The sequence below is a fragment of the Cellvibrio sp. GW822-FHT04B05 genome (assembly GCF_058800985.1).
Genome location: NZ_JBXAMU010000002.1, coordinates 373173 through 396678, shown reverse-complemented (window position 1 = coordinate 396678; position 23506 = coordinate 373173). Strand labels below are relative to the sequence as shown.

General features: G+C 46.0%; 23 protein-coding genes and 1 tRNA gene. 18 read left to right on the top strand and 6 right to left on the bottom strand.

All coding sequences use genetic code 11. From position 1 onward, the window contains the following. Window positions 1-2: 2 nt before the first annotated feature. The 4 genes from ihfA (at window position 3) to AC1RJL_RS07360 (ending at window position 1824) form a co-directional block, all read left to right on the top strand. On the top strand, window positions 3-311 hold the full coding sequence (ihfA, locus tag AC1RJL_RS07375) for an integration host factor subunit alpha (RefSeq protein WP_007642205.1): 309 nt from the start codon (window positions 3-5) through the stop codon (window positions 309-311). Continuing rightward, entirely contained in the window at window positions 292-651 is a 360-nt protein-coding gene (locus AC1RJL_RS07370; RefSeq protein ID WP_492912452.1) for a MerR family transcriptional regulator, read from the top strand. The genes ihfA and AC1RJL_RS07370 overlap by 20 nt, the downstream gene beginning before the upstream one ends. A gap of 152 nt (window positions 652-803) precedes the next feature. Continuing rightward, window positions 804-880 (top strand) — tRNA-Pro (locus AC1RJL_RS07365). A 194-nt stretch (window positions 881-1074) separates the two neighbouring features. Next, window positions 1075-1824 (top strand): SapC family protein, encoded by a 750-nt coding sequence (locus AC1RJL_RS07360; protein ID WP_492912450.1) that lies wholly within the window; start codon window positions 1075-1077, stop codon window positions 1822-1824. A gap of 109 nt (window positions 1825-1933) precedes the next feature. Here AC1RJL_RS07360 and AC1RJL_RS07355 read toward each other — a convergent pair whose 3' ends face one another. Beyond that, window positions 1934-2248: an HPF/RaiA family ribosome-associated protein gene (locus AC1RJL_RS07355; RefSeq protein ID WP_133685247.1), complete on the bottom strand. Its 315-nt coding sequence runs from the start codon at window positions 2246-2248 to the stop codon at window positions 1934-1936. Window positions 2249-2583: 335 nt separating this feature from the next. Between AC1RJL_RS07355 and AC1RJL_RS07350 the strand changes: the two genes are divergently transcribed. After that, window positions 2584-3054, top strand: a complete 471-nt coding sequence (locus tag AC1RJL_RS07350) for an Hsp20 family protein (protein WP_492912447.1) — start codon at window positions 2584-2586, stop codon at window positions 3052-3054. A gap of 74 nt (window positions 3055-3128) precedes the next feature. Here AC1RJL_RS07350 and AC1RJL_RS07345 read toward each other — a convergent pair whose 3' ends face one another. After that, a complete protein-coding gene (locus tag AC1RJL_RS07345; RefSeq protein ID WP_492912445.1) occupies window positions 3129-4133 on the bottom strand; it encodes a GlxA family transcriptional regulator in 1005 nt (334 codons plus the stop codon). A 135-nt stretch (window positions 4134-4268) separates the two neighbouring features. On the opposite strand from AC1RJL_RS07345, the gene AC1RJL_RS07340 reads away from it, so the two are divergent. From AC1RJL_RS07340 to recJ, 10 genes are all read left to right on the top strand, one after another. Continuing rightward, window positions 4269-6176: a beta-ketoacyl synthase gene (locus AC1RJL_RS07340; RefSeq protein ID WP_492912443.1), complete on the top strand. Its 1908-nt coding sequence runs from the start codon at window positions 4269-4271 to the stop codon at window positions 6174-6176. A gap of 213 nt (window positions 6177-6389) precedes the next feature. Beyond that, the gene (gene rpsP, locus AC1RJL_RS07335; protein WP_133685243.1) at window positions 6390-6638 is read left to right on the top strand and encodes a 30S ribosomal protein S16; all 249 of its coding nucleotides are present in this window, start codon (window positions 6390-6392) and stop codon (window positions 6636-6638) included. A 28-nt stretch (window positions 6639-6666) separates the two neighbouring features. Then, the gene (rimM, locus tag AC1RJL_RS07330; protein WP_492912441.1) at window positions 6667-7206 is read left to right on the top strand and encodes a ribosome maturation factor RimM; all 540 of its coding nucleotides are present in this window, start codon (window positions 6667-6669) and stop codon (window positions 7204-7206) included. Window positions 7207-7263: 57 nt separating this feature from the next. Beyond that, complete coding sequence (gene trmD / locus AC1RJL_RS07325; RefSeq protein ID WP_492912439.1) at window positions 7264-8037, top strand: tRNA (guanosine(37)-N1)-methyltransferase TrmD; 774 nt, start codon at window positions 7264-7266, stop codon at window positions 8035-8037. A 4-nt stretch (window positions 8038-8041) separates the two neighbouring features. Further along, window positions 8042-8398 (top strand): 50S ribosomal protein L19, encoded by a 357-nt coding sequence (gene rplS, locus AC1RJL_RS07320; protein WP_492913449.1) that lies wholly within the window; start codon window positions 8042-8044, stop codon window positions 8396-8398. A gap of 141 nt (window positions 8399-8539) precedes the next feature. Next, window positions 8540-9466 carry a site-specific tyrosine recombinase XerD gene (gene xerD / locus AC1RJL_RS07315; protein ID WP_492912437.1) on the top strand — a complete coding sequence of 309 codons (927 nt, stop codon included), beginning with the start codon at window positions 8540-8542 and terminating at the stop codon, window positions 9464-9466. Window positions 9467-9508: 42 nt separating this feature from the next. Beyond that, entirely contained in the window at window positions 9509-10306 is a 798-nt protein-coding gene (locus AC1RJL_RS07310; RefSeq protein WP_492912435.1) for a DsbC family protein, read from the top strand. Between the two features lie 144 nt (window positions 10307-10450). Then, window positions 10451-11755: a homoserine dehydrogenase gene (locus AC1RJL_RS07305; protein WP_492912433.1), complete on the top strand. Its 1305-nt coding sequence runs from the start codon at window positions 10451-10453 to the stop codon at window positions 11753-11755. Window positions 11756-11775: 20 nt separating this feature from the next. After that, the gene (gene thrC / locus AC1RJL_RS07300; RefSeq protein ID WP_492912431.1) at window positions 11776-13173 is read left to right on the top strand and encodes a threonine synthase; all 1398 of its coding nucleotides are present in this window, start codon (window positions 11776-11778) and stop codon (window positions 13171-13173) included. A gap of 93 nt (window positions 13174-13266) precedes the next feature. Beyond that, window positions 13267-15006, top strand: coding sequence for a single-stranded-DNA-specific exonuclease RecJ (gene recJ / locus AC1RJL_RS07295; RefSeq protein WP_492912429.1), 1740 nt, complete (start codon window positions 13267-13269; stop codon window positions 15004-15006). 2 nt (window positions 15007-15008) lie between these two features. On the opposite strand, the gene AC1RJL_RS07290 is transcribed toward recJ, so the two are convergent. Further along, window positions 15009-15638 carry an arylesterase gene (locus AC1RJL_RS07290; protein ID WP_492912427.1) on the bottom strand — a complete coding sequence of 210 codons (630 nt, stop codon included), beginning with the start codon at window positions 15636-15638 and terminating at the stop codon, window positions 15009-15011. A gap of 63 nt (window positions 15639-15701) precedes the next feature. Here AC1RJL_RS07290 and AC1RJL_RS07285 point away from each other — a divergent pair, with 63 nt between their 5' ends. The 3 genes from AC1RJL_RS07285 (at window position 15702) to AC1RJL_RS07275 (ending at window position 20340) form a co-directional block, all read left to right on the top strand. Continuing rightward, window positions 15702-16385, top strand: coding sequence for an ABC transporter ATP-binding protein (locus tag AC1RJL_RS07285; protein WP_492912425.1), 684 nt, complete (start codon window positions 15702-15704; stop codon window positions 16383-16385). 5 nt (window positions 16386-16390) lie between these two features. Next, window positions 16391-18889: an ABC transporter permease gene (locus tag AC1RJL_RS07280; RefSeq protein ID WP_492912423.1), complete on the top strand. Its 2499-nt coding sequence runs from the start codon at window positions 16391-16393 to the stop codon at window positions 18887-18889. 71 nt (window positions 18890-18960) lie between these two features. Next, window positions 18961-20340, top strand: a complete 1380-nt coding sequence (locus AC1RJL_RS07275; protein WP_492912421.1) for an MATE family efflux transporter — start codon at window positions 18961-18963, stop codon at window positions 20338-20340. 45 nt (window positions 20341-20385) lie between these two features. On the opposite strand, the gene AC1RJL_RS07270 is transcribed toward AC1RJL_RS07275, so the two are convergent. From AC1RJL_RS07270 to AC1RJL_RS07260, 3 genes are read right to left on the bottom strand one after another with little or no spacing between them, the layout of a single operon-like run. Further along, window positions 20386-22374 (bottom strand): hypothetical protein, encoded by a 1989-nt coding sequence (locus tag AC1RJL_RS07270; protein WP_492912419.1) that lies wholly within the window; start codon window positions 22372-22374, stop codon window positions 20386-20388. A gap of 1 nt (window position 22375) precedes the next feature. Then, window positions 22376-22768, bottom strand: coding sequence for a DUF2304 domain-containing protein (locus AC1RJL_RS07265; protein ID WP_492912417.1), 393 nt, complete (start codon window positions 22766-22768; stop codon window positions 22376-22378). Window positions 22769-22770: 2 nt separating this feature from the next. Next, window positions 22771-23487: a glycosyltransferase family 2 protein gene (locus AC1RJL_RS07260; RefSeq protein ID WP_492912415.1), complete on the bottom strand. Its 717-nt coding sequence runs from the start codon at window positions 23485-23487 to the stop codon at window positions 22771-22773. Window positions 23488-23506 lie beyond the last annotated feature (19 nt).

Here is a 23506-nt window from a genome sequence, read left to right as displayed (position 1 = left end):
TTATGTCGGACGGTGCTCTGACCAAAGCAGATTTGGCCGAGAAACTTTATGAGGATCTTGGACTCAATAAGCGTGAAGCTAAAGAGTTGGTGGAACTCTTCTTTGAAGAGATCCGCCATGCTTTGGAAAATAACGAACAGGTCAAACTTTCTGGTTTCGGCAATTTTGAATTGCGCGATAAAAGCCAACGTCCGGGTCGGAACCCCAAAACGGGTGAAGAGATTCCTATCAGCGCCCGCCGTGTGGTTACCTTCCGTCCAGGACAAAAACTTAAGGCACGAGTAGAAGCGTATGTTGGAACCGAGTCATAACGACGAACTTCCCGTAATTCCCGGTAAGCGTTATTTCACTATTGGTGAAGTCAGTGAATTGTGTGCGGTAAAGCCACATGTGCTGCGTTATTGGGAACAGGAGTTTCCCCAGTTGAATCCGGTTAAGCGCCGTGGGAACCGCCGTTATTATCAGCGTCAGGATGTATTAACTATCCGTCAAATTCGCAGCTTGCTTTACGATCAGGGGTTTACCATTGGTGGTGCGCGGTTGCAGATGTCGAGTGAAACCAATCCCTCAGAATCAGGCCAGTTAAATCAACTGGTTGTACGTATGATTGATGATTTGGAACACCTGCTTGATCTATTGAAAATCAAATAATTTTGCAGGAAAAACAACCGCTTTTTTTGGCAGTTGTTTGCTTATCAGGCTTTGGTAGTAATTCTTAATTCTCTGATTGCATTGCCAATAAATTAAGGTATTATGCCCGTCCTTCGCGAGGCAGGATTCAGGTTCTGCTGCGGATAAAAAGTCGGAGCGTAGCGCAGTCAGGTAGCGCACTATACTGGGGGTGTAGGGGTCGTGGGTTCAAATCCCGCCGTTCCGACCATTTTTTATTTAAGAATCAATAACTTAAAAGCCCGCTTTTTAGCGGGCTTTTTCGTATCTGTATTTTGGTCCAGCTTAAGGCCAATTAATCGTCTTCTAGTGGCAGGCGCTTGTGAAAGTGCTACCATGCGCCCCTGTTTTGATTTACAACCCTGGTTTTTATCCCAAGCCGAGAAAATAAATAGAGGTATCCTCGTGGCAAAGCAACTCATGATTTATGACAACATCCAACCATTGTCATCTGATATCCATCGCAACTGGTCTGTCCAGGTTGATGATTATTCATTTGTCTCGCATATGATTTCTGCGCCGATATTGGCCACTGAAATTCCGTTTGCAGCAAGCGAATTCCCGATTGTGTTTTCTGCAACTGCTAACGAGGGCGAATATATTCCTCTGGCAATCATGGGTTTGAAGGAAGGTGAAAACCTTTCGCTGAATGAAAACTTCCAATTCACCTCGCGTTACATTCCTGCATTTATCCGTCGTTACCCGTTTGTTCTGGGTGGTGATAAGGATGCGGATACCATGGCATTGTGTATTGATGCCGACAGCAAAACTGTGTTGAAAGATGGTAGTAAAGGTCGTCGTTTGTTTGAAGAAAACGGTGAGCAGTCTGCGCATTTAAAAGAAGTGGTTGAATTTTTGAAGGATTACCAGTATCGCGCTGAAATGACCAAGGTTTTCTGCAGGCGTTTACATGAGCTTGATTTACTTGAGCCAATGCAGGCCAATATCACCTTCAAAGGCCGCGAAGAATCCAATATGAATTTGACTGGCTTTTACGTAGTTAAGCGTGAAAAATTGAAGGCATTGAATGATGCTGATGCATTGGATTTGTTCAAAAAAGATGGCTTGGAATTAATTTATAGCCACATGCAATCCTTGGCAAATCTGAATCATTTGATTAGCAAGAAATCAGAGAAGCTTGGTGTAGTTGCTTAAAGGCTACTTAATAAGCTTGATTTGATAATAAACCTAAACCGGGGTCAGAAAATGATCCCGGTTTTTTTGTTTTGGGCAAATGAAATATCTGATGTGAAAGCGTAAGAAATTAACGGGTATTACGTTGTCGTGCTGCCAGCTGTTTTACTTTTCGCTCCGCACTTGAGAATGCATCGCGGACAGCAACATGAATGGATTCATCATTCTGGGTAATTGCGAGAGGGTGACCAACAATATCCAGTTCAATTGAGGCGCGGAATTGCTTGCCTTTGTTTTTATGATGATGGGGAGTATCAAGAACAACACGGCTATGAACTATCTGGTCGGTGTAGCGGCTGAGCTTTTCAAGCTTTTTGGTAATAATGTCGTTTAGTGCAGCAGAAGAATCCAAATCACGATATACAACGTCGACAGCAGGTTTCATCGTAAGGCTCCTTAACGTTTATGTTTAGGAGGCTGGGGATTCGCGTTGAGTTCCGCGAAACAATCCCGACCCTCCCTATCTATATTGATGATCCCTCAATAAATAGCAAGTTTTTTATTAAGTTTTCTTAATAACATTTAGATCTTTTGTTGGGACTTAAAGGTATTGGCAGCCATAAGGAAAATAACCTTATATTTTTTTAAAAGCGCCTTGAAATAGTGTGGTCTGTCCTCATTTCATTTTTCGTGATGGCTCGTTAGAGGATCACATACCCTGAATGACTTGATCGAGAAGATAAGTCGCCCAATTATATTGCTCAAATGAGGATATTGAATATGCGTAATTTTGATTTTACCCCTTTATACCGGTCTGCAATTGGCTTTGATCGTATGGCTAATTTATTGGATAACCTGTCTCGTACCGAACAGAATCAACCCAGTTATCCCCCGTACAACATTGAACTAACAGGTGAAGATAAATACCGAATTACTATGGCGGTTGCCGGTTTTGATCAAGCTGAATTAACTATCGAAGTAAATCAAAACAACTTGACTGTATCGGCAAACAAAGCAGCCGATGAACAAGCGCGTACTTATCTACATCAGGGAATTGCAGCGCGGAGTTTCGAGCGCCGTTTCCAGTTAGCTGATCATGTACAGGTGAAGTCGGCAAATTATGAAAATGGATTACTGCATATCGATTTGCAGCGGATTATTCCTGAATCCATGAAGCCGCGTACTATTCCGATTGGAGTGCAAACATCCGAAAAATTATCCGTTGTGCCTGCGAGTGTTGACGCTGCATAACTGAAGAAAATTTTGTGCTAACAAATAACCCCGATGTCATCGATATCGGGGTTATTGTTTTGAGTTATGAATGCTCAGGTGCTAAATAATTTTGCTCTTACAGTATCGCGATAAGCATTGGGTGTGGTGGCTAATTTTTTCTTAAACAGGGTAGTGAAGTAGCCTGTATCTTGATAACCAACTTTGTCCGCAATCTCGTTGATTGACAAGTTACTTGTTTTTAATAAATCCTTGGCAATATTGATGCGAATTTCTTGCAGGTAATCCAGTGGGGTTTGCCCCAGGGCGTTTTTAAAACGGCGGTTGAGTGTGCGCACACTCATGCCGAATCGAGTGGCAACTTGCGGAAATAAAATATCGCGTTGGTAATTATCCTGTAGCCAAATTTGTATTTGGGTAATGTCTTCATCCGGATGTGGATTTTCTGTTGCTTCAAAAAATCCGCTCGTTTCATAGGCCTGGCGAATTTCGTGGGAAAAGTGTCGTTCTACATGGCTGGAAATATTTTTCCCAAAAAAACGCTGGATGAAATGTACGGTTAAATCGGCGAGCGAATTAACGCTGGCCGCGCAATACAAATTTCCTGCTTGCGTAATAAAGTATTGACGCTTGAGTTGTACCTGCGGATAGTCTTTTTGGAACTGGTCGAAGTAATGCCAGTGAGTCGTTGCCGCTTTGCCTTCCAATAATCCTGTCTCTGCCAGAAAACATACCCCGGTTCCTACTGCGCTAATGATGGCGCCGTTTTGGTATTGCTCGCGCAGCCATTCCAATGTCTCGCCATGCTGTTGAATTATGGGGCGAGGATTTCGCCACAAGCCGGGAATATAGATCAAATCACTGACTGGTTTATCCGCAATAGTAAGTTCGGGTTGCCATAAGATGCCGGTTCGCGTCGCAATTGGGAACTTACTGAGTCCGATAGTTTTTATGTCGAGCGGGCGCTGCTGGTTTTTGGGCAGCATGCTGCGAACGGCGCTTTCTGCAGCAAGCAACATCTCCATTGGCAGTGTGCTGCTTGTGGCGAGCATGCGCTCACACAGCAGAAAGTGAATACGAATAGGTGGATTTCTGCTCATTTTATGGTGGGTTTATCCAGATTGATGATTTTTGGCTAATTTACCACTGAAAATGACCAAATCAACAAGGACATTGCATCGCAATGCTCATACACTTTCTCCGGTTTTGTATTCTTGCCAATAATGGAGTTGGTTATGTCTGTTGCTCGTTTGCCGGTTATCGTGGGTTTTGGTGGATTTAATGCGGCTGGCCGCAGTTCCGGCCACCACGCTTATCGCCGCATGGTGATTGAGAGCTTGCAGCCGGCGGAACGTCAGGAGACGCTGGCTGGATTGGCATTAATGATGGGGTTGATCAGTTTTGCTGAGGGTTCCTATCGTGATGCTGATGGCAATCCACTTGGTCTTGTGGATATAGAATCCCGTTTTGGTGAGCAGGTGCTGGATGGCACCCTTATCCGTCGTATCGATAAAACTTTCTTTGACGTTGATGCTACCCATTGGCAGAAATCGGCAACCTTGAGTGCTGGCGCTTCGCCTTTGGTTGTCGAAATGCGTAAGCGTGACCTGCCTGAGCCCGTACCTGCTGAGTGGCAAGTTGAAGCGATTGATGATGATCGTGTGCGTGTGGTGATTCCGTCGGGACTTGAGGTTAAGTTTGATAGCTACCGCGAGCTACCAGTCAAATCCGCCGGCCAATTGCCGCGCGGCTTTAATCCTGGTGCGCTGTATAACTCTCACTATCACCCGCGTGCGTTACAGCTAGCGGTGATTGGTGCGTCTGACGCAATTCAATCCACAGGATTGGCGTGGCAGACGGTGATGAACTCTATAAGACCTGATCAGGTTGGGGTTTATGCCAGTAATGTAATGAGCCAAATGGATGAAAATGGCTTTGGCGGGCTTTTACAATCGCGCCTGAAAGGTAGTCGTGTCAGCGCCAAGCAGTGTCCGCTGGGATTAAATACTATGCCGGCTGATTTCGTAAATGCCTATATTCTCGGCAGTGTCGGCCAGACTGGTGCGATTACCGGTGCTTGTGCGTCTTTCCTCTACAACTTGCAGGCGGCTGCGGATGACATCGCTTCAGGTAAGTGTCGTGTGGCGGTGGTGGGCTGCGCAGAAGCTCCGATAGTGCCGGAGATAATCGATGGCTATGCGACTATGGGAGCGCTGGCCAGCGAGGAAAAACTGAAGAAGCTGGATGGTACAGAGGAGGCGGATCCGCGCCGTACCAGCCGTCCTTTCGGTGAGAATGCCGGTTTCACTATGGCAGAGGCCAGCCAATATGTGGTGTTAATGGATGATGCCTTGGCAATCGAGTTGGGTGCCGATATTCACGGTGCAGTAGGCGATGTGTTTATCAATGCCGATGGCTTTAAAAAATCCATTTCTGCCCCTGGCCCGGGAAATTACATCACCATGGCCAAGGCCGTGGCTTCGGCCCGTGCGATTCTGGGTGATGAGTCAGTCCGGTTGCGTTCAATTGTTCAGGCGCACGGTTCCAGCACGCCGCAAAACCGGGTAACTGAATCGCAAATTTTTGACCAGGTTGCGCAGGTATTTAATATTACTAATTGGCCGATATCTGCAGTAAAGGCCTATGTCGGCCACTCTCTGTCAGCCGCCAGTGGCGAGCAGTTAATTGCCAGTTTGGGTATTTTCAAATACGGCCTTATCCCCGGTATCAAAACGATCGATAAGGTGGCCGACGATGTGTTCGCCGACCGATTGCAAATTTCGACCAAAGATGTTGCAGCTGAACACCCTCTGGATGTCGCCTTCCTGAATTCCAAAGGTTTTGGTGGTAACAATGCTACTGCCAGTATTTTTGCCCCTCATATCGTCGATTCAATGTTGGCTCGTCGCTATGGGGAGGCTGCATTTGCTCGCTATCAGGAAAAGCGCGAAGAGGTTCGTGCCAATGCGTCTGCCTATGATGTTGCTGCATCCCATGGTGATTTTGCTACCATATATCACTTTGGTGAGGGCTTGATTGATGAAACCCTGATTAAATTCGATCAGGAGCACTTGGGGTTGCCTGGGTTTGCACAGGCGATAGATCTCGGCTTTACCAATCGTTTTTCCGATATGTTTGACTAGATATAGTGGTAAAACGCCGCTTGCCCCATAGGTAGAGGGGCGAGGTTATTTTGCTTAATGATTTTTGGCCTATACAAAACCCAATCTTTCCCTTAAAATGCCGCGCCTTTCGCACAGCTTATTGTGCGACTCACGATTTTTTAACTTGAAAGTCGATTTTTAACCGGGAATGCATGTCTTTCCCCCATAAGTAAACACAGGAAGAAGACCTCAATGGTAACTATTCGTCTGTCACGTGGTGGCTCCAAAAAGCGCCCGTTCTATCATCTGACCGTAACCAACAGCCGCAGCGCCCGTAATGGCCGCTTCATCGAGCGTATCGGTTTCTTCAATCCGGTTGCTCGTGGTCAAGAAGAGCGTCTGCGTGTTGATGCTGACCGTTTGCAACACTGGGTTGGTCAAGGTGCACAGTTGTCTGAGCGCGTTGAGCAACTGGTTAAAGAAAGCAAAAAAGCAGCTTAATTGCCTGCAAAAACAGTAAAGGCGCCTGATGTCTGCGGAATCCAATTTAGTTAACGTCGGGCGAATTACCGCTGTTTATGGTGTAAAAGGGTGGGTGAAAGTTCACTCTTACACCGATCCGCAAGAAAATTTGTTTGAGTACCATCCCTGGTTTTTGAAAACCAGACATGGCGTTAAAAAAATTGAGATCGATGAGGCTCGTCCTCATGGCGATGCATTTGTCGCGCACATTGTGGGTATCGATGATCGCGATTTGGCTGCGCAATATACCGCCGCTGATATTGCTGTCGAGCGCGAGCTGTTACCGGAACTGGATGATGGCGAATACTACTGGAGCCAGCTAGAAGGCTTGGTGGTGTTTACCCGGTTCGAGGGTGGTGAACGTCAACGCCTTGGTGTCATTTCCAAATTAATGGAAACCGGCGCAAATGATGTGCTTGTTGTGGTTGCAGATGCAGAGAGTATTGATCAGCGCGAGCGTTTGATACCTTATGTGCCTGAGCAGTTTGTGTTGTCCGTTGATCTCAATGTTGGCGAAATGCTGGTAGATTGGGATCCTGGATTTTAGTTTTTAAAGCTCAATTTTTTGGTGTAAACGCTGTGAGGCGAGAGGGGTAATCGTCAATTGCTTAAAATTGCGGTTGTTTCCATTTTTCCTGACATGTTTAACGCGATTGCCGGTTTTGGGATAACCAGCCGCGCAATCAAGCAAGGCCTGGTGGAGTTAAAAACAGTAACTCCACGTGATTTTGCCCATGATCGTCATTCAACGGTAGATGATCGGCCATTTGGCGGTGGTCCCGGAATGGTGATGATGGTACAGCCACTGCGCGATGCCATAGCTGCCGCAAAAACCTGGGCGGGTGAGGATGCAAAAGTCATCTATCTCTCACCGCAAGGACGAACACTGACTCAATCCGGTGTTGTTGAGTTGGCAGCCAGTGGCAATCTGGTTTTGGTGGCGGGTCGTTACGAAGGTATCGACGAGCGATTGATACAAACAGTTATCGATGAAGAATGGTCCATCGGTGATTACGTGTTAAGTGGCGGTGAGTTGCCAGCAATGGTGCTGATTGATGCGGTAACACGGCTGATTCCGGGTGCTCTTGGGCACGCGTTGTCGGCAGAGCAGGATTCATTTACGGATGGTTTGCTGGATTGTCCTCACTATACCCGTCCGGAGGAATTTGAAGGGATGCGTGTGCCGGAGGTATTGGTATCCGGTAATCACGAACTGATTCGGCGCTGGCGCTTGAAACAAGCGGTAGGGCGAACGTGGCTGAGAAGGCCTGATTTATTGCACGCAATAAATTTAACCGAGGAGCAGCAAAAGCTGTTGACGGAATATCGTCGTGACCTTGATACGACAAACTCTAGCTGTGAAGCTATAGACTCTTAGGAGAATATCAATGACTAACCCAATTATTCAGGCGTTGGAAAACGAACAACTGAAAGCAAGCCTTACTGAATTTTCACCAGGCGACACCGTTGTTGTAAACGTGAAAGTAAAAGAAGGTGACCGTGAGCGTGTACAGGCTTATGAAGGTGTTGTAATTGCCATTCGTAACCGTGGCCTTAATTCTGCATTCACCGTGCGTAAAATTTCTCACGGTGTAGGTGTTGAGCGTACCTTCCAAACTCACAGCCCATTGATCGACAGCGTAACCCTGAAGCGTCGTGGTGATGTGCGTCAAGCGAAACTTTACTACCTGCGTGACCTTACTGGTAAGGCTGCTCGTATTAAAGAGAAGCTGGTATAAGTTTAAATCGATAGTTAGTATCGATTTTCAAAAAGCCGAAGCAGGAAACTGCTTCGGCTTTTTGCTTTTCTTTGCCTCGCTGTATGATTGCCATGTTTTAATTGAGCCGCTACAGTCGGCTTTTGGTTTCTGGTTGTCATTATGGTAGTTAACAAGCCTTTGGAATTGGTGCCGGCGCTGGCGGATTCGCAACTTATTGCTGAATATCTGGATGCCATCTGGATGGAAAAAGGCTTGAGCGATAATACCCAGGAATCCTACCGGCGTGATCTCGCACAGTTTGCCGTTTGGTTAAATCAGCGAGGTCAACAATTGATTGGTGCCGATGCGGCGCTGGTGCAGGATTATCTGGATATCCGCCTGCAGCAAAAACTATCGAGCCGTACATCGGCACGTTTTCTCTCTTGTGTGCGAGGTTTTTATCGCTATCTGCTGCGCGAGAATCATATCAGGGAAAATCCGATCGCTCTGGTCGATAATCCAAAATTATCCCGACCACTGCCGAAATCTTTAAGCGAAGCTGATGTCGAAGCCCTGCTTGCAGCACCGGATTTATCGGATCCGATTGGTTTGCGTGATCGAACTATGCTGGAAGTGCTTTATGCCTGCGGTTTACGCGTCACTGAATTGGTTGAATTGACCATGCCGCAAATCAACCTGCGCCAGAATGTGGTACGGGTGATGGGCAAGGGTAGCAAGGAGCGGTTGATTCCCATGGGAGAAGAAGCGGCAGCATGGCTAGCGCGTTATTTGCGCGAAGCGCGACCTGTGTTGCTGAATAATATGCCGGATGAGGTAGTATTTCCGAGTGCGCGTGCCCAGCCGATGACCCGCCAGACGTTTTGGTATCGTATAAAGCATTGGGCGATGGTGGCGGGTATTAAAAAAGATTTGTCGCCGCATACATTGCGCCACGCGTTTGCGACCCATTTATTGAATCACGGTGCCGATTTACGTGTGGTACAGTTGCTGCTCGGGCACAGTGATTTATCGACGACACAAATTTATACCCATGTGGCCAAGCTGCGGATGAAACAACAGCACGCGCAGCATCATCCGCGCGGTTAGTGACAATGACCAACAATTTATAAACCTGTAAGAGATATGACTATGATAAAAACATTAAAAACGCTGGGCTTTGCAGCTTTGGCGACTTTCTCTTTAACCGCTTTTGTAGCAACTCCTTTTGCTGCGGCACAAGGGGATCTGCTCAAGCGTAAAAGTGTTGAAGATACGATCCTGGAAAACCTTCAGAAGGCGCGTCCTGATATTAATTTCGGTAAGCCGCGTCCTTCGGTTATCAAAGGTCTTTATCAGGTACAGGTGCCTGGTGGTCCGGTACTGTATGTGACGCCGGAAGGTGACAAGTTTATTGCCGGTGAAGTATTTGGTATCGATAGCAATGGCTTCGCTAAAATTGAAGATCCCTATGTAATTGAAGAGCGCAAGAAGGCGCTGGCAACTCTGGACGGTAAGAGCAGTATCAACTTTGCACCGAAAGGTAAGGCCAAAGCAGTTGTATATGTATTCACTGATATCGATTGCGGTTATTGCCGTAAATTGCATAGCCAGATGCATGCCTATAACGAAGGTGGCCAGCAAAAACCCGGATACAACGATTTGGGTATTGAGATTCGCTATCTTGCTTATCCGCGCGCCGGTATTCCCAGCCCATCAGCTGACAAATTGATCTCCACCTGGTGTGCTAAAGACAAGCAAGATGCTATGACCAAGCTTAAGGCTGATCAATCTGTTCCAAACGCAACCTGCGATAATCCGGTTGCGGCCCAATTCCAACTTGGCGGCCAATTGGGTGTGAATGGTACGCCGGCTTTATTCCTGCCTGATGGCAAGTTAATGCCCGGTTATTTGCCCCCGGAAGACTTGGCGAAAAGCCTCGGAATCTAACTTTTAAGCTAAGTTGGTTCGCCAAAACCGGCTTATCCAACGGCGATTCCAGAGCATAATTGACACTGACGGCCACCATGAGTATGGTGGCCGTCTTTTTTGGTATTGGCGTAAAACACTCTTAAATTTGACGAGGAATCCACCTTGAATCCGGTAAGAATAGGTATCTGCGGTCTGGGCACCGTGGGCAGCGGTACAGTTAATATCCTTTCGCGCAATAAAGCGCTGATTGATGCCCGCGCCGGTTGCAATATTTCCATCGTACAAATTGGTGCGCGCCGCGATAATCCCAATTGCGATACTTCAAAATACAATGTAACCCGCGATGTATTCGATGTTGCTAATAATCCGGATGTGGACGTTCTGGTTGAAGTGATGGGTGGTACCACTGTTGCGAAAGACCTGATTCTCAAGGCTATTGAAAATGGCAAGCATATTATTACTGCCAACAAAGCGTTGATCGCCCATCATGGCAATGAAATTTTCGCAGCGGCGAAAGCCAGGGGCGTAACCGTCGCATTTGAAGCTGCTGTTGCTGGCGGTATCCCGATTATCAAAGCAATCCGTGAAGGATTGGCGGCGAACAAGATTGAATGGCTTGCCGGCATTATTAACGGTACCGGCAATTTTATTCTCACTGAAATGCGCGACAAAGGCCGTTCATTTGCTGATGTATTGGCTGAAGCCCAAGCATTGGGTTATGCGGAAGCCGATCCTACTTTTGATGTAGAAGGTATAGATGCTGCGCATAAGTTGGTAATCCTTGCTTCACTCGCATTTGGTATTCCGTTGGAGTTCAACAAAGTATTTACCGAAGGCATTACCAAAATTGCTGCTGAGGATGTAACTTACGCAGAAGAGCTTGGCTATCGCATCAAAAACCTGGGTATCGCACGTCGCACCGATAAAGGTATTGAGCTGCGTGTTCATCCAACCTTGATTCCCGAAAAGCGTTTGATCGCCAATGTTGATGGCGTAATGAACGCAGTGTTGGTAAAAGGCGATGCTGTGGGCGCAACACTGTATTATGGTGCCGGTGCCGGTGCAGAGCCGACTGGCTCATCTATCGTGGGTGATATTGTTGATGTGGCGCGTACGCTGACTGCATCACCTGAACATCGTGTCCCTTATTTGGGTTTCGGTGCAGATTTTGTTTCTGCACAACCGATTCTGCCAATTGAGGATGTGGAAACGGCTAACTATTTGCGTATGTCAGCGCAGGACAAGCCGGGTGTGCTGTCAAAAATTGCCACCATCCTGAGTGATTCTGGCATCAGTATAGAAGCGATGATTCAAAAAGAAGCCAAAGATGGCGAATCAACAGTGCCGCTGATTTTATTGACCAATCAAGTGCAGGACAAAAAGCTGGCGGCTGCGATTCGCAGCATTGAAGCCTTGGATTCTATCACCGGTTCTGTTCAGCGGATCCGTGTCGAAGCATTGAAATAATTTCTTAAAGGTTAGTAATCGTGAAATACATCAGCACTCGCGGCCAAGCGCCTGCACTCAGTTTTGAAGAAGTGGTCCTTACCGGTCTTGCGCCGGATGGCGGTTTGTATGTGCCGGAAACTTTGCCGAAATTTACTAAAGAAGAAATCGCTTCCTGGGCTGGTTTGTCCTATCAGGAATTGGCTTTTAATGTGATGAAGCCTTTTGTTGCTGGGGCAGTCAGCGATGAAGATTTTAAAAAAATTATTGCTGATGCCTACGCAACTTTCCGTCACGATGGCATTGCACCGCTGGTACAAACTGCACACAACGAATGGATTCTGGAATTATTCCAGGGACCAACTCTCGCGTTTAAAGATTTCGCACTGCAATTTTTAGGTCACTTGCTTGATCACTTGTTGAAAAAGCGCAACCAAAAAGTAGTGGTGATGGGCGCAACGTCTGGTGATACAGGTTCTGCTGCCATTGAAGGTTGCCGTCGCTGCGATAACATCGATATTTTTATCATGCACCCGAACAATCGTGTATCGAATGTTCAGCGTCGCCAAATGACTACAGTGCTTGCACCGAATGTATTTAATATCGCATTGGAAGGTAACTTCGACGATTGCCAGAACATGGTGAAAGCGAGTTTCGGCGATCAATCTTTTTTGCCGGAAGGCCGCCAACTGGTGGCGGTAAACTCGATTAACTGGGCGCGTATCATGGCGCAAATCGTGTATTACTTTTACGCTGGTTTGGCATTGGGTGCTCCTCATCGTCCAATTGCTTTCTCGGTTCCTACTGGCAACTTCGGTGATATTTTTGCTGGCTATCTTGCCAGGCAAATGGGTTTGCCGATTGACCAGTTAGTGATTGCTACTAACAGCAACGATATCTTGCATCGCTGCATCAGCAGTAACGATCACAGCAAACACCAATTGCAACATACTCTGTCGCCAAGCATGGATATTATGGTGTCGAGCAACTTCGAGCGTATGTTGTTTGATTTGTATGATCGTGATGGCAATGCGATTCGTCAGCTGATGGAAGATTTCAAATCTGGCAGCATGACACTGAAGGAATCCGCATTGGCGCGTGCGCGCGAATTATTCACCAGTCATGGTGTTAGCGATGAAGTAACCATTGATGTGATTCGTGAAGTATTTGATCGCACTGAATACCTGCTCGATCCACATACTGCAATTGGAGTAGACGCTGCACGTAAGACTCGTCGCCGTCAGGATATTCCAATGGTAGTTTTGGCTACCGCACATCCGGCAAAATTCCCTGAAGCAGTTCGCAAAGCAGGGCAAGATGCGGATCCTGCGTTGCCACACCATATGCAGGATTTATTTGAGCGCGAAGAACGTTACACTGTATTGCCGCAAGACTTGGCAAAGGTGCAACAGTTTGTTGCAGCGAATGTTCGCAAGTAATTCTAACGCCTTGTGTTAATAAAACGCCGCAGGAATTTATTCTTGCGGCTTTTTTATTTCTGCCGTTATTTTTATTCATCCCGAAAGTAAATTATGCAAAAAACTATTCGCCGTCGTGATCCTGTCCAGCCTGTTGAATTTCAATCGGCTATTCATCCGCTCTTGCAGCGCATTTATAACTCGCGTGGTGTGAAACATGAGCGTGAATTGCAGTATCAGCTTGCGAATCTCCATAAGCCTAATTTCAAAGGCTTGGCAGAGGCAGTGAGTCTTTTAGCCGACGCCGTTGTGGCGCAGGCAAAAATTATTGTGGTGGGTGATTTTGATGCGGATGGTGCAACCAGTAGTGCATTAGCAGTGTTGGCGTTGCGTGCGATGGGATTGCCTCATGTAGATTTTCTCGTGCCTAACCGGTTTGAATATGGCTACGGACTGACGCCGGAAATTGTTGCCGTCGCTGCTGCACAGCAACCGGATATTATTGTCACTGTGGATAATGGTATTTCCAGCATTGAGGGCGTAGAAGCTGCGCGGGAACTCGGCATTGCGGTTATTGTTACCGATCACCATTTGCCGGGTGAGCATTTACCTGATGCGGATGCCATCGTGAATCCTAATCAACCCGGTTGCGAATTTCCGAGTAAAAATCTCGCGGGTGTCGGTGTTATTTTTTATGTGATGAATGCCCTGCGCGCCGAGTTGCGTCAAATGGGTTGGTTTGAAGAGAGCGGTATTGCCGAGCCAAATATGGCGAGTTTCCTGGATCTGGTCGCTCTCGGTACTGTTGCCGATGTGGTGCCGCTGGATTACAACAATCGTATTTTGGTTGCGCAAGGTTTGCAGCGAATTCGCGCCGGTGTTTGTCGCCCTGGCATCAAAGCGATGTTGGAGGTCTCTGGCAAGCAGGCTAATAAATTGGTGGCAAGTGATTTTGGTTTTGCGCTTGGTCCGCGATTAAATGCGGCAGGCCGGCTGGATGATATGTCGCTCGGTATCCAATGTTTAATGTGTGAGAGTGAAAATCTTGCGCGCGAAATGGCAGCGCAACTTGATGAATTAAATCGCGATCGCAAAGCGATTGAGACGGGCATGCAGCAAGAGGCAATGGGCATGCTGCAAAAAGCCTTGCAGGCTGATGCTGCTAGTTTATCTTGGGGCTTATGTCTCTTCGATGAAACCTGGCATCAAGGTGTGATTGGTATTTTAGCCTCGCGTATTAAAGATAAATACCATCGTCCGACAATTGTGTTTGCCGAGGCGGGTGACGGAGAAATAAAAGGTTCTGCGCGTTCAGTGCCCGGTTTTCACATTCGCGATGCGCTTGATGCTGTCGCTGCTCGACATCCCGGGTTATTAAATAAGTTTGGTGGCCATGCAATGGCAGCGGGAATGAGTTTGTCCCGTGCAAATTTTTCTGCTTTTTCCCTCGCTTTTGATGATGAAGTGCGCAAGCAATTAACCTTTGATGATTTGCAAGCGGTTGTGGTCAGTGATGGGGAGTTATCTGTGCAGGAGTTATCGCTTGGAGTTGCCACACAATTGCGTGAAGCAGGGCCGTGGGGACAACACTTTCCCGAGCCGATTTTTGATGGTGAATTTTATCTGGTGCAGCAAAAATTGGTTGGTACGAAGCATTTGAAAATGACCTTGGCTTTTGATGCGCAAGGCCAGCAATTAGTTGATGCGATTGCATTTAATATAGACCCAGATCTTTGGCCAAATAATCAGATCAGTAAAATCCGCGTAGCTTATAAGTTAGATATCAACGAATTTCGGGGCAACACCACGGTGCAATTACTGGTGGACTATTTGGAGCCATCAATGCGGCAATAATGTTATTGCTGCAATAATTTCTCCAGTTCCGGCTGCACATTTTTCACAATAATCAGTTGAGCCTCAGCGGTAGGATGGATGCCATCCCGCTGAATTAATTCTGAATTTCCACCAATCCCCTCCAATAAAAACGGAATTAATGCCACCTGATTTTTTTCGGCAAGTTGTGCGTAAAGTGTTTTGAACTGAGTGCTATAACGTGGCCCGTAATTGGGCGGAATCTGCATTCCCGCGAGTAATACTTGCGCGCCGTTTTTTTTGCTCGCATCTATCATCATTTGCAAGTTTTTTTCCAGTAGCTTAAGCGGTTGCCCACGCAAACCATCGTTGCCCCCTAATTCCAGAATGACAATGTCCGGTTTATGTTCGGCAAGCAGTGCAGGCAGCCGAGTATTACCACCGGAACTGGTTTCACCGCTCACGCTGGCATTGATGATCTGTACTGCGTGTTTTTTCGTTATCTCTTTTTCTAACAGATTTACCCAGCCCTGTTGAATGTCGATGCCGTAACCGGCACTCAAGCTGTCACCCATCACCAGTATTTTTGTTGTTTCAGATGTTGTGTTTTGTGCATAAGTGAGACTGGTGACAAATGTCAGGAGTAAAAACAGGTAAATCTTCAGTTTGCACATGGTCATCAAAATCCTATGCCAATAGAATGGGATGTATTCGTATTTCATAAAGGTTACTCAATTATGTCTGCTGTTGCTATGGTTCAAGCGAATTCAGTTACCAAACAGGTTAATACGCACGAAGGTAACTTAACGATCCTTCATCCGATATCAATGAATGTGTTGGCCGGAGAGTCACTGGCTATCACAGGCGCATCAGGGTCAGGTAAGTCTACTTTGCTAGGTATTCTCGCCGGTTTGGACGTGCCTAGCAGTGGTGAGATAATTCTTCATGGTAATAACCTCTCGTTGTTAGACGAGGAAGGGCGCGCAAAAGTTCGCGCTGGCAATGTCGGTTTTATTTTCCAATCATTTCAATTGCTGCCCGGTCTCACCGCGCATGAAAATGTCATGCTGCCCTTAGAGCTCCGCGGTGATAGGTTGGCTACTGGCAAGGCGCGTGAGTTTCTGGAACGGGTTGGTTTGGCATCGCGCTTACATCACTACCCACAACAATTATCTGGAGGAGAACAGCAGCGTGTTGCCATTGCGCGTGCGTTTGCAAGCGAACCACAAGTGTTATTTGCTGATGAGCCTACTGGCAATCTTGATAGCACGACGGGTGCAAAGATTATTGAGTTGCTGTTTGAATTAAATCGCGCACAGGGTACAACGCTAATTTTAATTACCCATGAAGAGCGCCTGGCGCAGTTGTGCCAGCGTCGTATTGAATTGGCAGCCGGCGCCATAGTATCTGGCAGGGAGTAAAGGCGATGATGCTGGCAATTAATTTATTAAGGCGTAATTGGCGTAGCGGCGAGTTGAAACTTCTTGGCATATCGCTGTTACTTGCAGTATCAGTACTGAGTGGCATCGCTATTTTTACCAATCGTCTTGAGACGACCTTGATTAGTGAAAGTAATAGTGTCCTTGGCGCGGATTATATTGTGCGCGGTTCGCAACCGCATAATCCGGAATGGCCAGCCATCGCAAAAAAAGAAGATATCCGGCAAACACAAGCCGCTTTATTTTCTTCCATGGTGTTCGCTGGTGATGAAATGCATTTGGCGTCGGTAAAAGCGGTGGATACCGATTATCCCTTGCGCGGAAAATTTGAAATTAGCAATGTGCCGTTTGCAATTAATGCAGCCGATATCAACGTTGCCAGCGGTATTCCTGCACCCGGTGAGGCTTGGGTTGATTCGCGTTTACTGCCACTACTAAAAATCCAGTTGGGTGATAAAGTCGCAGTTGGGGAATATGAACTTAAAATTACCCAAGTGCTGATTCGTGAACCCGACAGTGCCAGTCCATTTAGCATGACGGGCGCGCGCCTGATTATGAACATGGCCGACCTCCCAAAAACCCATGTGGTCCAACCGGGCAGCCGTGTGGATTACCAATGGTTAATTGCGTCAGACAATAACAGCAAATTAAAAGCGTTTGTCGATAAATTAAAACCTCAATTAAATAAACACCAGCGGTTAATTGATATAGATTCAGCGCAAGAGCGGGTAGGGCGCACCTTACAAACGAGTCGTCAATTTTTATTATTATCCGCGGTGATTGCGGTTCTTCTAGCAGGTGTTGCAATTGCGATTACTGCGCGGCAATTTTCGGCGCGTCACACCGATCAAGTTGCACTCATGAAAAGTTTAGGTGCTGGTGCTGTGCGCATTCGGACACTGTATTTTTCCCAGCTGGTTTTATTGGGTGTTGTTGCATCGTTGGTTGGCTTGTTATTTGGCGAATTGCTACAGCGAACTGTTGCTGTCAGTCTGCAACAGGTGTATCAAATACGATTGGGTAGTGCGACTTTTTATCCTTATGGCCTGAGCTTTTTTTCCGGCCTTTTATGTTTAGTATTTTTTGCATTGCCTGCACTTTGGTATTTGCCTGCGGTTCCTCCGCTGAAAATTTTGCGCCGTGAATTGGCCGTTAATATGCCACAAGTATGGGTGCAGGCTGCGTTGGCATTGTTTGCGGTATTGACGCTAGTTATATTGTTTAGTCGTGATTTGGAATTGGCATTAAGTATTAGCGGGGCCTTACTTGCCGTAATACTGGTTACTATTTTGGCTGCCTCCGGGTTGCTGGCGGTGAGTAAAAAAATGGTATTGCGGCTGGGAGGATTTTGGCGTTTGGCATTTGCTAATTTGCAACGCCAGCGCGGGCAGAGCCTGGTACAAATTTTGGTATTTGCAATTGCTATCATGCTGCTATTTACCCTTACCATTGTGCGTACTTCGCTAATCGAAGAATGGAAAGTGCAAGTGCCTGACGATGCGCCCAATCATTTTCTGGTAAATATCCCGCCGGATGAATTGCCCCAAGTGCAAACCTTATTGCAGCAAACCAAGGTGCGTCCTGAACCCATCTACCCGATGATGCGTGCGCGTCTCACGCATATTAATGGTATTGAGACCACAGAAGATCAGCGTTCTGTCGCTAATGCATTACGTCGCGAATTAAACGTCACTTGGGCAGAGAATCTGGCGGCAGATAATAAAGTCCTTGAAGGACTATGGTGGGATAAATGGCAGCGCAGCACTAACAATTTGCCCGGTGTGTCGGTAGAGGTGAATACCGCAAAAGAAATCGGGTTGAAGATTGGCGATAGATTGCAGTTTTCCTTTGGCGGTTTATTGCTGGATGCAGAGGTAGCCAGTTTCCGCAGTCTTGATTGGCGTAGTATGCGGCCCAATTTCTTTTTTATCTTTGAGCCTGGCTCGCTGGATAGTTATTCGCCGACATTTATCACCAGTATTTATTTGTCGCCTGCGCAAAAATCATTTATCAACACACTACTACACGATCACCCAACGATATTGGTAATGGAGCTTGATCGTATAATTGAACAGATCCGCACTATTGTAAACCAGGTGAGTGATGGTGTATTACTGGTGCTGTGGCTCACATTAATCGGCGGCTGCCTGGTGTTGCTCGCTGCAGTGATGGGCAGTATTGCAGCACGTAAACAACAAGCGGGTTTGCTGCGTGCATTGGGTAGTCCGCGCCAACTGATTATAGGCAGCATCTGTGCGGAGTTTGCGATCCTGGGTTTCCTGGCGGGTTTGATTGCTATTATCGGTACGGAAATATTGCTGATCAGCTTACAAAAATTCGTGCTGGATACCGCTATACAACCGCACTACATTTTCTGGTTAATCTCTCCCCTCAGCGGCGCGCTATTTGTTTCTGCGCTAGGCTATATCTGTTGCCGTCATGTAGTGACAACACCTCCAGCTGTTGTATTGCGCGAAGCTGCGTAATTCTACTCTTATAGTTTAATCAGGCGGAGAGTAAAATCTCCGTCTGATTATTCGATTACACAGAAGTTGTTATGAAATCTGCACGCAAGCAAGTGCCACAAAGCCGTGTCCTCGACAAAGGCATTTGGGGCATGAGTCGCCCTATGTTTATCGACCAGGCGGTGACTTACACCATTCCTTTGGTCGATATGTATTTTCTTAGCCGTATTTCCGATAGTGCGGCTGCGGCTGTAGGTGCTATCACCCCACTGGTATTTGTCGCCAATGCCTTTTTAATTGTGAGTGCGTTTGCGGGAGCGAGTATTGCGAGCCAGCGTATTGGTGCGAATGATTATGCCCGTGGCAATGCCACCATTGCTGCCTATACGGTATTTGTAATGGTATTGGCATTAATCGCTGCGCTGGCGGTAAATTACGGTGGGCCATGGGTTGCCTCGGCGATGTCATTAAGCGCCGATGTTGAGCAGCATGCCCGCACTTATTTATCGATTATCGGTTGGATGGTGGCACTCTGGGGTTGCCGCGTCATCTATCAAACAATTCTCAATATTTATGGCGAACCCCAGTGGAATACTTATAGCAACATTATTTTATTTTTTGCCAACATTATTGGATGCTCCATCGCAGTTTACGGCTTTATGGGAATACCTCCGACCGGTGTTACTGGTGTCGCTACGGCGAGTGTAATTGCAGCAGGTGCGAGCCTGGCGTTTGTTATTTTGGTTGTTCACTTTAAGCTGCGTATTCATATTCCATTGCGCGAAGGCCTGAAGAATTTCGGGGTGCTTATTACACCGGTAATAATGATTGCCGCTCCCTCAATTCTCGAACCCATGTCATTTCAAGCTTATATGATTGCGTTGAATTGGATTGCGGCAGAAGTGGGTGATCTCGCCTTGAAGGTGAAGGTCTATGCATACAATACGTTTTTATTCTGTTTGATGATTTCCATTGCCTTGGGAATGGCAACTGAGGCTATTATTGCGCAGCGGGTCGGCCGAAAAGAATTTGATTTAGTCGATAAACAACTCAAGCAGACATTAAAGATTTCGTTAATCGGCACTACTGCATTGGCGTTGACTTGGCTGCTTTTTAATAAGCCAGTTTTGCAATTGTTCAGTAATGATCCAGAAGTAATAGCGATTGGGGTCTGGGCATTTTTTCTAAGCTTTTTAGCCGAGCCCTGGCGCACCGTGAATATTACCATCGGGAGTGCGTTGCGCTGTACGGGCGACGCAGCATTTACTTCCATTTCCAGTATTGGCGTGATCTGGTTATTTTCAGTTCCGCTCGCTTATGTTTTGGCGATTCCCTGCGATTTGGGATTGTACGGATTATTAATTGCAGCAGTGTTGGATGAGTTTATTCGTGCACTCATTAAAGGCTGGCGGTGGAGGAAAGGGGTTTGGAAATATACGGGAGTGGCTGCACGGGAAGGGCGATCAGTATGATCATGAATATAACTTCATGATCATACTGCGATTAAATTTCTTAACTTACACAATGCCAAGAATAAATAGCACACTGGAAATTGAAAATAATATTGAAAGCGTTTTTCCTATATTTGCCATGCGTGCTGCACCGATCCGTTCAAAACTTAAAATGCTGACAGCATAGAGTCCGCAGAAAGTTACAAGAATTGGCACTATGTAACGAAAATCAATATTGGCAGGGAATGTCATACGCATGTAGGTCACTCCAGCCCATAGGAAAAAGCCGGACAGTAATATGGGGGTCATGCGTTTAAAATCTTCCCTGGCCATATAGTAAAGGCCGCAGATCATGTAAATAAACATTAGTACAGCAAGGAAACTGGTCGATACCGCTGTATTGACTGACATCAGGCTGGGGTATTTAAACTCACCAAATAAGCCGGTTTTGCCAAGGTAATTCCAAAAGAATTGGCGTCCCATGCGATCATCATAAGGGTCGGTAAAGGGTTCAGTGATAAAAATTTTCACATCGAACCAAAAATAATTGGTCGCCGTGTTGCCTACAAGGTTTGCCTGTGAAAGCCCATCGATATTGTCGATATACAATTTGTCACGCTTGCCTTGCATTTTTAAAATCAAGCCAGGGCCGACGGTAATTGCTACTGCGAGCAACATAACTATGCAGGGCACAATTGCCATCTTGAAATAAGTAGCCCATTGCCTCGTGCTGATCATTTTGTACAGGCCGATAACGCCCAGCACTGCCACTAAAATTTCACCATTTGCTTTGGTTAGGATTGCAGCAGCGCCTACGATGCTGGCAATCATCAAATCGCGCTTTTGATCGTGTCTATACCAGCGGACAATATAATAAAGGCTAGCGGTGAACAGGAAATAAAGCAGTGGGTCATTGCCGATGCGCACCGAGTGAATAATTGCCACGGGCCAGAAGGCAAAGAGTGTACCGATAATCCACAACAAACTATCTTCTTTAAATGACTTGCATAAGCGCGTAATAACACCAGGCTTTTCTTGTACTTCTTGTACTTCTTGTACTTCTTGTACTTCTTGTACTTCTTGTACTTCTTGTACTTCTTGTACTTCTTGTACTTCTTGTACTTCTTGAGTGTGAATTGGACTTATTGATTCCGCTTCGATTTTTGGCTTGCGATAAAGGTTAAGCAATTCATTGAGAATCATTAGACCAAATAATACAAATCCCATGGAATAAACAAGGCTTAGCAATTGCTGCACCCGGAAAATAGCCACTTTATTATTCGGCTCAATCAATTGTGTCGCTTTATAAACGATAGCGCCGGTGTAGTAATAAAGCGGCGGATGGAAAAAGGCACCGCCAGTTGCGTAATCCACTGGTGGCGGCATCCAATGTTGGGTGAGATATTCACTGTAGCCGATATGATCTCCCAAATCATGGTCGCGAACATCGCCCGGCGTTACCATAAAATAGAGCAGGCGAATCAATAATGCACCGATAAACAATACTTTGATCGGGGTTGAAAACTTGAACGTATTTACCAACTTTAATGCAATAAGAACGGCGAAAATGGTTAGTAACAAATAGGTTATTTTGGCAAAGCTCGCATCGCCTTCTGCGCTAATCACTATGCCCATCATTCCGCCTTGATCAGAATAGAGAATTTCTATCTGGTTTTCCCCTTCATGCAAATATTCGCTCAGATCGTAGATAAAGCCCTTGTTGTAGTCTTTACGTTGTTCATGAGGAATATGATTTAAATCGACACTTTTTTGATTAACTGTTAATGCGAGTATTTCATCATCAGGAATAATACGTAAGGTTGAGCTGGAGTTTTTGCTCATTTCAACAGTTCCGACTAACCGATATACACCACTTTCAGGTGATTGTATAAAACCGGGGGTGCCAATGACTTGGGTATTGCCGGATGGTGTCGTCAGGGTAAAGTCGGAAAAGGTCGGCTGGATAGAATGCAAACTGTAAGCAATCAGTACCAGCGTAATAATAAGGAGGTAGAGAGTTTTGGATTTTAATAAGTTAAATATCATTGCTTTCATTTTATTCTTTATCCTTAATGCGCAACTGAAGTTTCTTAAGCTCTGCCTTGAGTATGCCTACTTCCTGAATAAGGTTTTTATTACCTTCGGCAAGTTTGGAAATAACTACCGAGAATTGAATTAAAATAAAAAATACAGATAGTACGAGGATTAACAATAATGCGGCGGGCGCGTATAGGATTCCCAACGTATTAGCTACCACTGCGAGCAAAGGTTTAAAAATAGAAAGTGCAATAAAAATAAAACCAAAGCCTAACCACAACAGTGAGTATTCTTCCTTTAATTTTTTGCGCTTCACCAGCTTTAGGATAAAGATAAATAAAAGTAAGCTACCAATAATGGAGAATACTTGGATGCGATTGGCAATTATTAAATCAATTGTGATATCTAACATAACTAAGTCCTGCGAATCTTTTGCCGTTGGGCAGTCATCAACATGGCGAGAATAACCTTGATCATATAATGTGCCGACCTCCATCCTGATATAGATGATTCACCACCTTGACGTTCAATCATCTCCACTGAAATTTCCTGGATGCGAAAATCATTTGTCCCCAGCAATATGACGGTTTCCGGTTCCGGGTAATCAGTAGGATAATTGGCGGCGAGAAAAGCAATTGTCTGTTTGTTGTAAGCGCGGAAACCTGAAGTGCTGTCGGTAATTTTTTTGCGAATGAGTACGCTGCTCATTAATTCAAAAATTCGAATGCCAATTCTACGCATGAATGTTGATTGGAATCCCTGGGTTTTTTCTACAAATCGGGAGCCAATGCAAACATCATATTCATTCGCTTGCAATGGGCCTAATAGTTTAGGTATTTCGCTCGCCAAATGTTGACCATCGCCATCAAATTGGATGGCATAGTCGAAATCATGGTAAAAGGCATATTTGAAACCTGTCTGCACTGCGCCGCCAATTCCAAGATTGGATGGTAACTGGATAACTGTTGCCAGCCCGCTAGCTTCTGCTTCACGCTGAGTATTGTCTTTAGAGCCATCGTTGATTACCAGGCATTCGTAATTGCTGCCGGCATCTGCTAAAGATTGAATGACTTTTGCAATATTCTTTTCTTCGTTATATGCCGGAATAATTATCAGAATTCGCTCGTGCATTTCGAAACCCTGGTCTAAA

Coding starts and splice junctions, on each gene's coding strand:
- xerD (WP_492912437.1), top strand. CDS start 8,540: ATGGTAGTTAACAAGCCTTTGGAATTGGTGCCGGCGCTGGCGGATTCG.
- AC1RJL_RS07280 (WP_492912423.1), top strand. CDS start 16,391: ATGATGCTGGCAATTAATTTATTAAGGCGTAATTGGCGTAGCGGCGAG.
- AC1RJL_RS07270 (WP_492912419.1), bottom strand. CDS start 22,374: ATGAAAGCAATGATATTTAACTTATTAAAATCCAAAACTCTCTACCTC.
- rpsP (WP_133685243.1), top strand. CDS start 6,390: ATGGTAACTATTCGTCTGTCACGTGGTGGCTCCAAAAAGCGCCCGTTC.
- AC1RJL_RS07265 (WP_492912417.1), bottom strand. CDS start 22,768: ATGTTAGATATCACAATTGATTTAATAATTGCCAATCGCATCCAAGTA.
- AC1RJL_RS07345 (WP_492912445.1), bottom strand. CDS start 4,133: ATGAGCAGAAATCCACCTATTCGTATTCACTTTCTGCTGTGTGAGCGC.
- AC1RJL_RS07310 (WP_492912435.1), top strand. CDS start 9,509: ATGATAAAAACATTAAAAACGCTGGGCTTTGCAGCTTTGGCGACTTTC.
- AC1RJL_RS07260 (WP_492912415.1), bottom strand. CDS start 23,487: ATGCACGAGCGAATTCTGATAATTATTCCGGCATATAACGAAGAAAAG.
- recJ (WP_492912429.1), top strand. CDS start 13,267: ATGCAAAAAACTATTCGCCGTCGTGATCCTGTCCAGCCTGTTGAATTT.
- AC1RJL_RS07275 (WP_492912421.1), top strand. CDS start 18,961: ATGAAATCTGCACGCAAGCAAGTGCCACAAAGCCGTGTCCTCGACAAA.
- AC1RJL_RS07355 (WP_133685247.1), bottom strand. CDS start 2,248: ATGAAACCTGCTGTCGACGTTGTATATCGTGATTTGGATTCTTCTGCT.
- rimM (WP_492912441.1), top strand. CDS start 6,667: ATGTCTGCGGAATCCAATTTAGTTAACGTCGGGCGAATTACCGCTGTT.
- ihfA (WP_007642205.1), top strand. CDS start 3: ATGTCGGACGGTGCTCTGACCAAAGCAGATTTGGCCGAGAAACTTTAT.
- AC1RJL_RS07290 (WP_492912427.1), bottom strand. CDS start 15,638: ATGTGCAAACTGAAGATTTACCTGTTTTTACTCCTGACATTTGTCACC.
- AC1RJL_RS07285 (WP_492912425.1), top strand. CDS start 15,702: ATGTCTGCTGTTGCTATGGTTCAAGCGAATTCAGTTACCAAACAGGTT.
- AC1RJL_RS07370 (WP_492912452.1), top strand. CDS start 292: ATGTTGGAACCGAGTCATAACGACGAACTTCCCGTAATTCCCGGTAAG.
- AC1RJL_RS07340 (WP_492912443.1), top strand. CDS start 4,269: ATGTCTGTTGCTCGTTTGCCGGTTATCGTGGGTTTTGGTGGATTTAAT.
- AC1RJL_RS07350 (WP_492912447.1), top strand. CDS start 2,584: ATGCGTAATTTTGATTTTACCCCTTTATACCGGTCTGCAATTGGCTTT.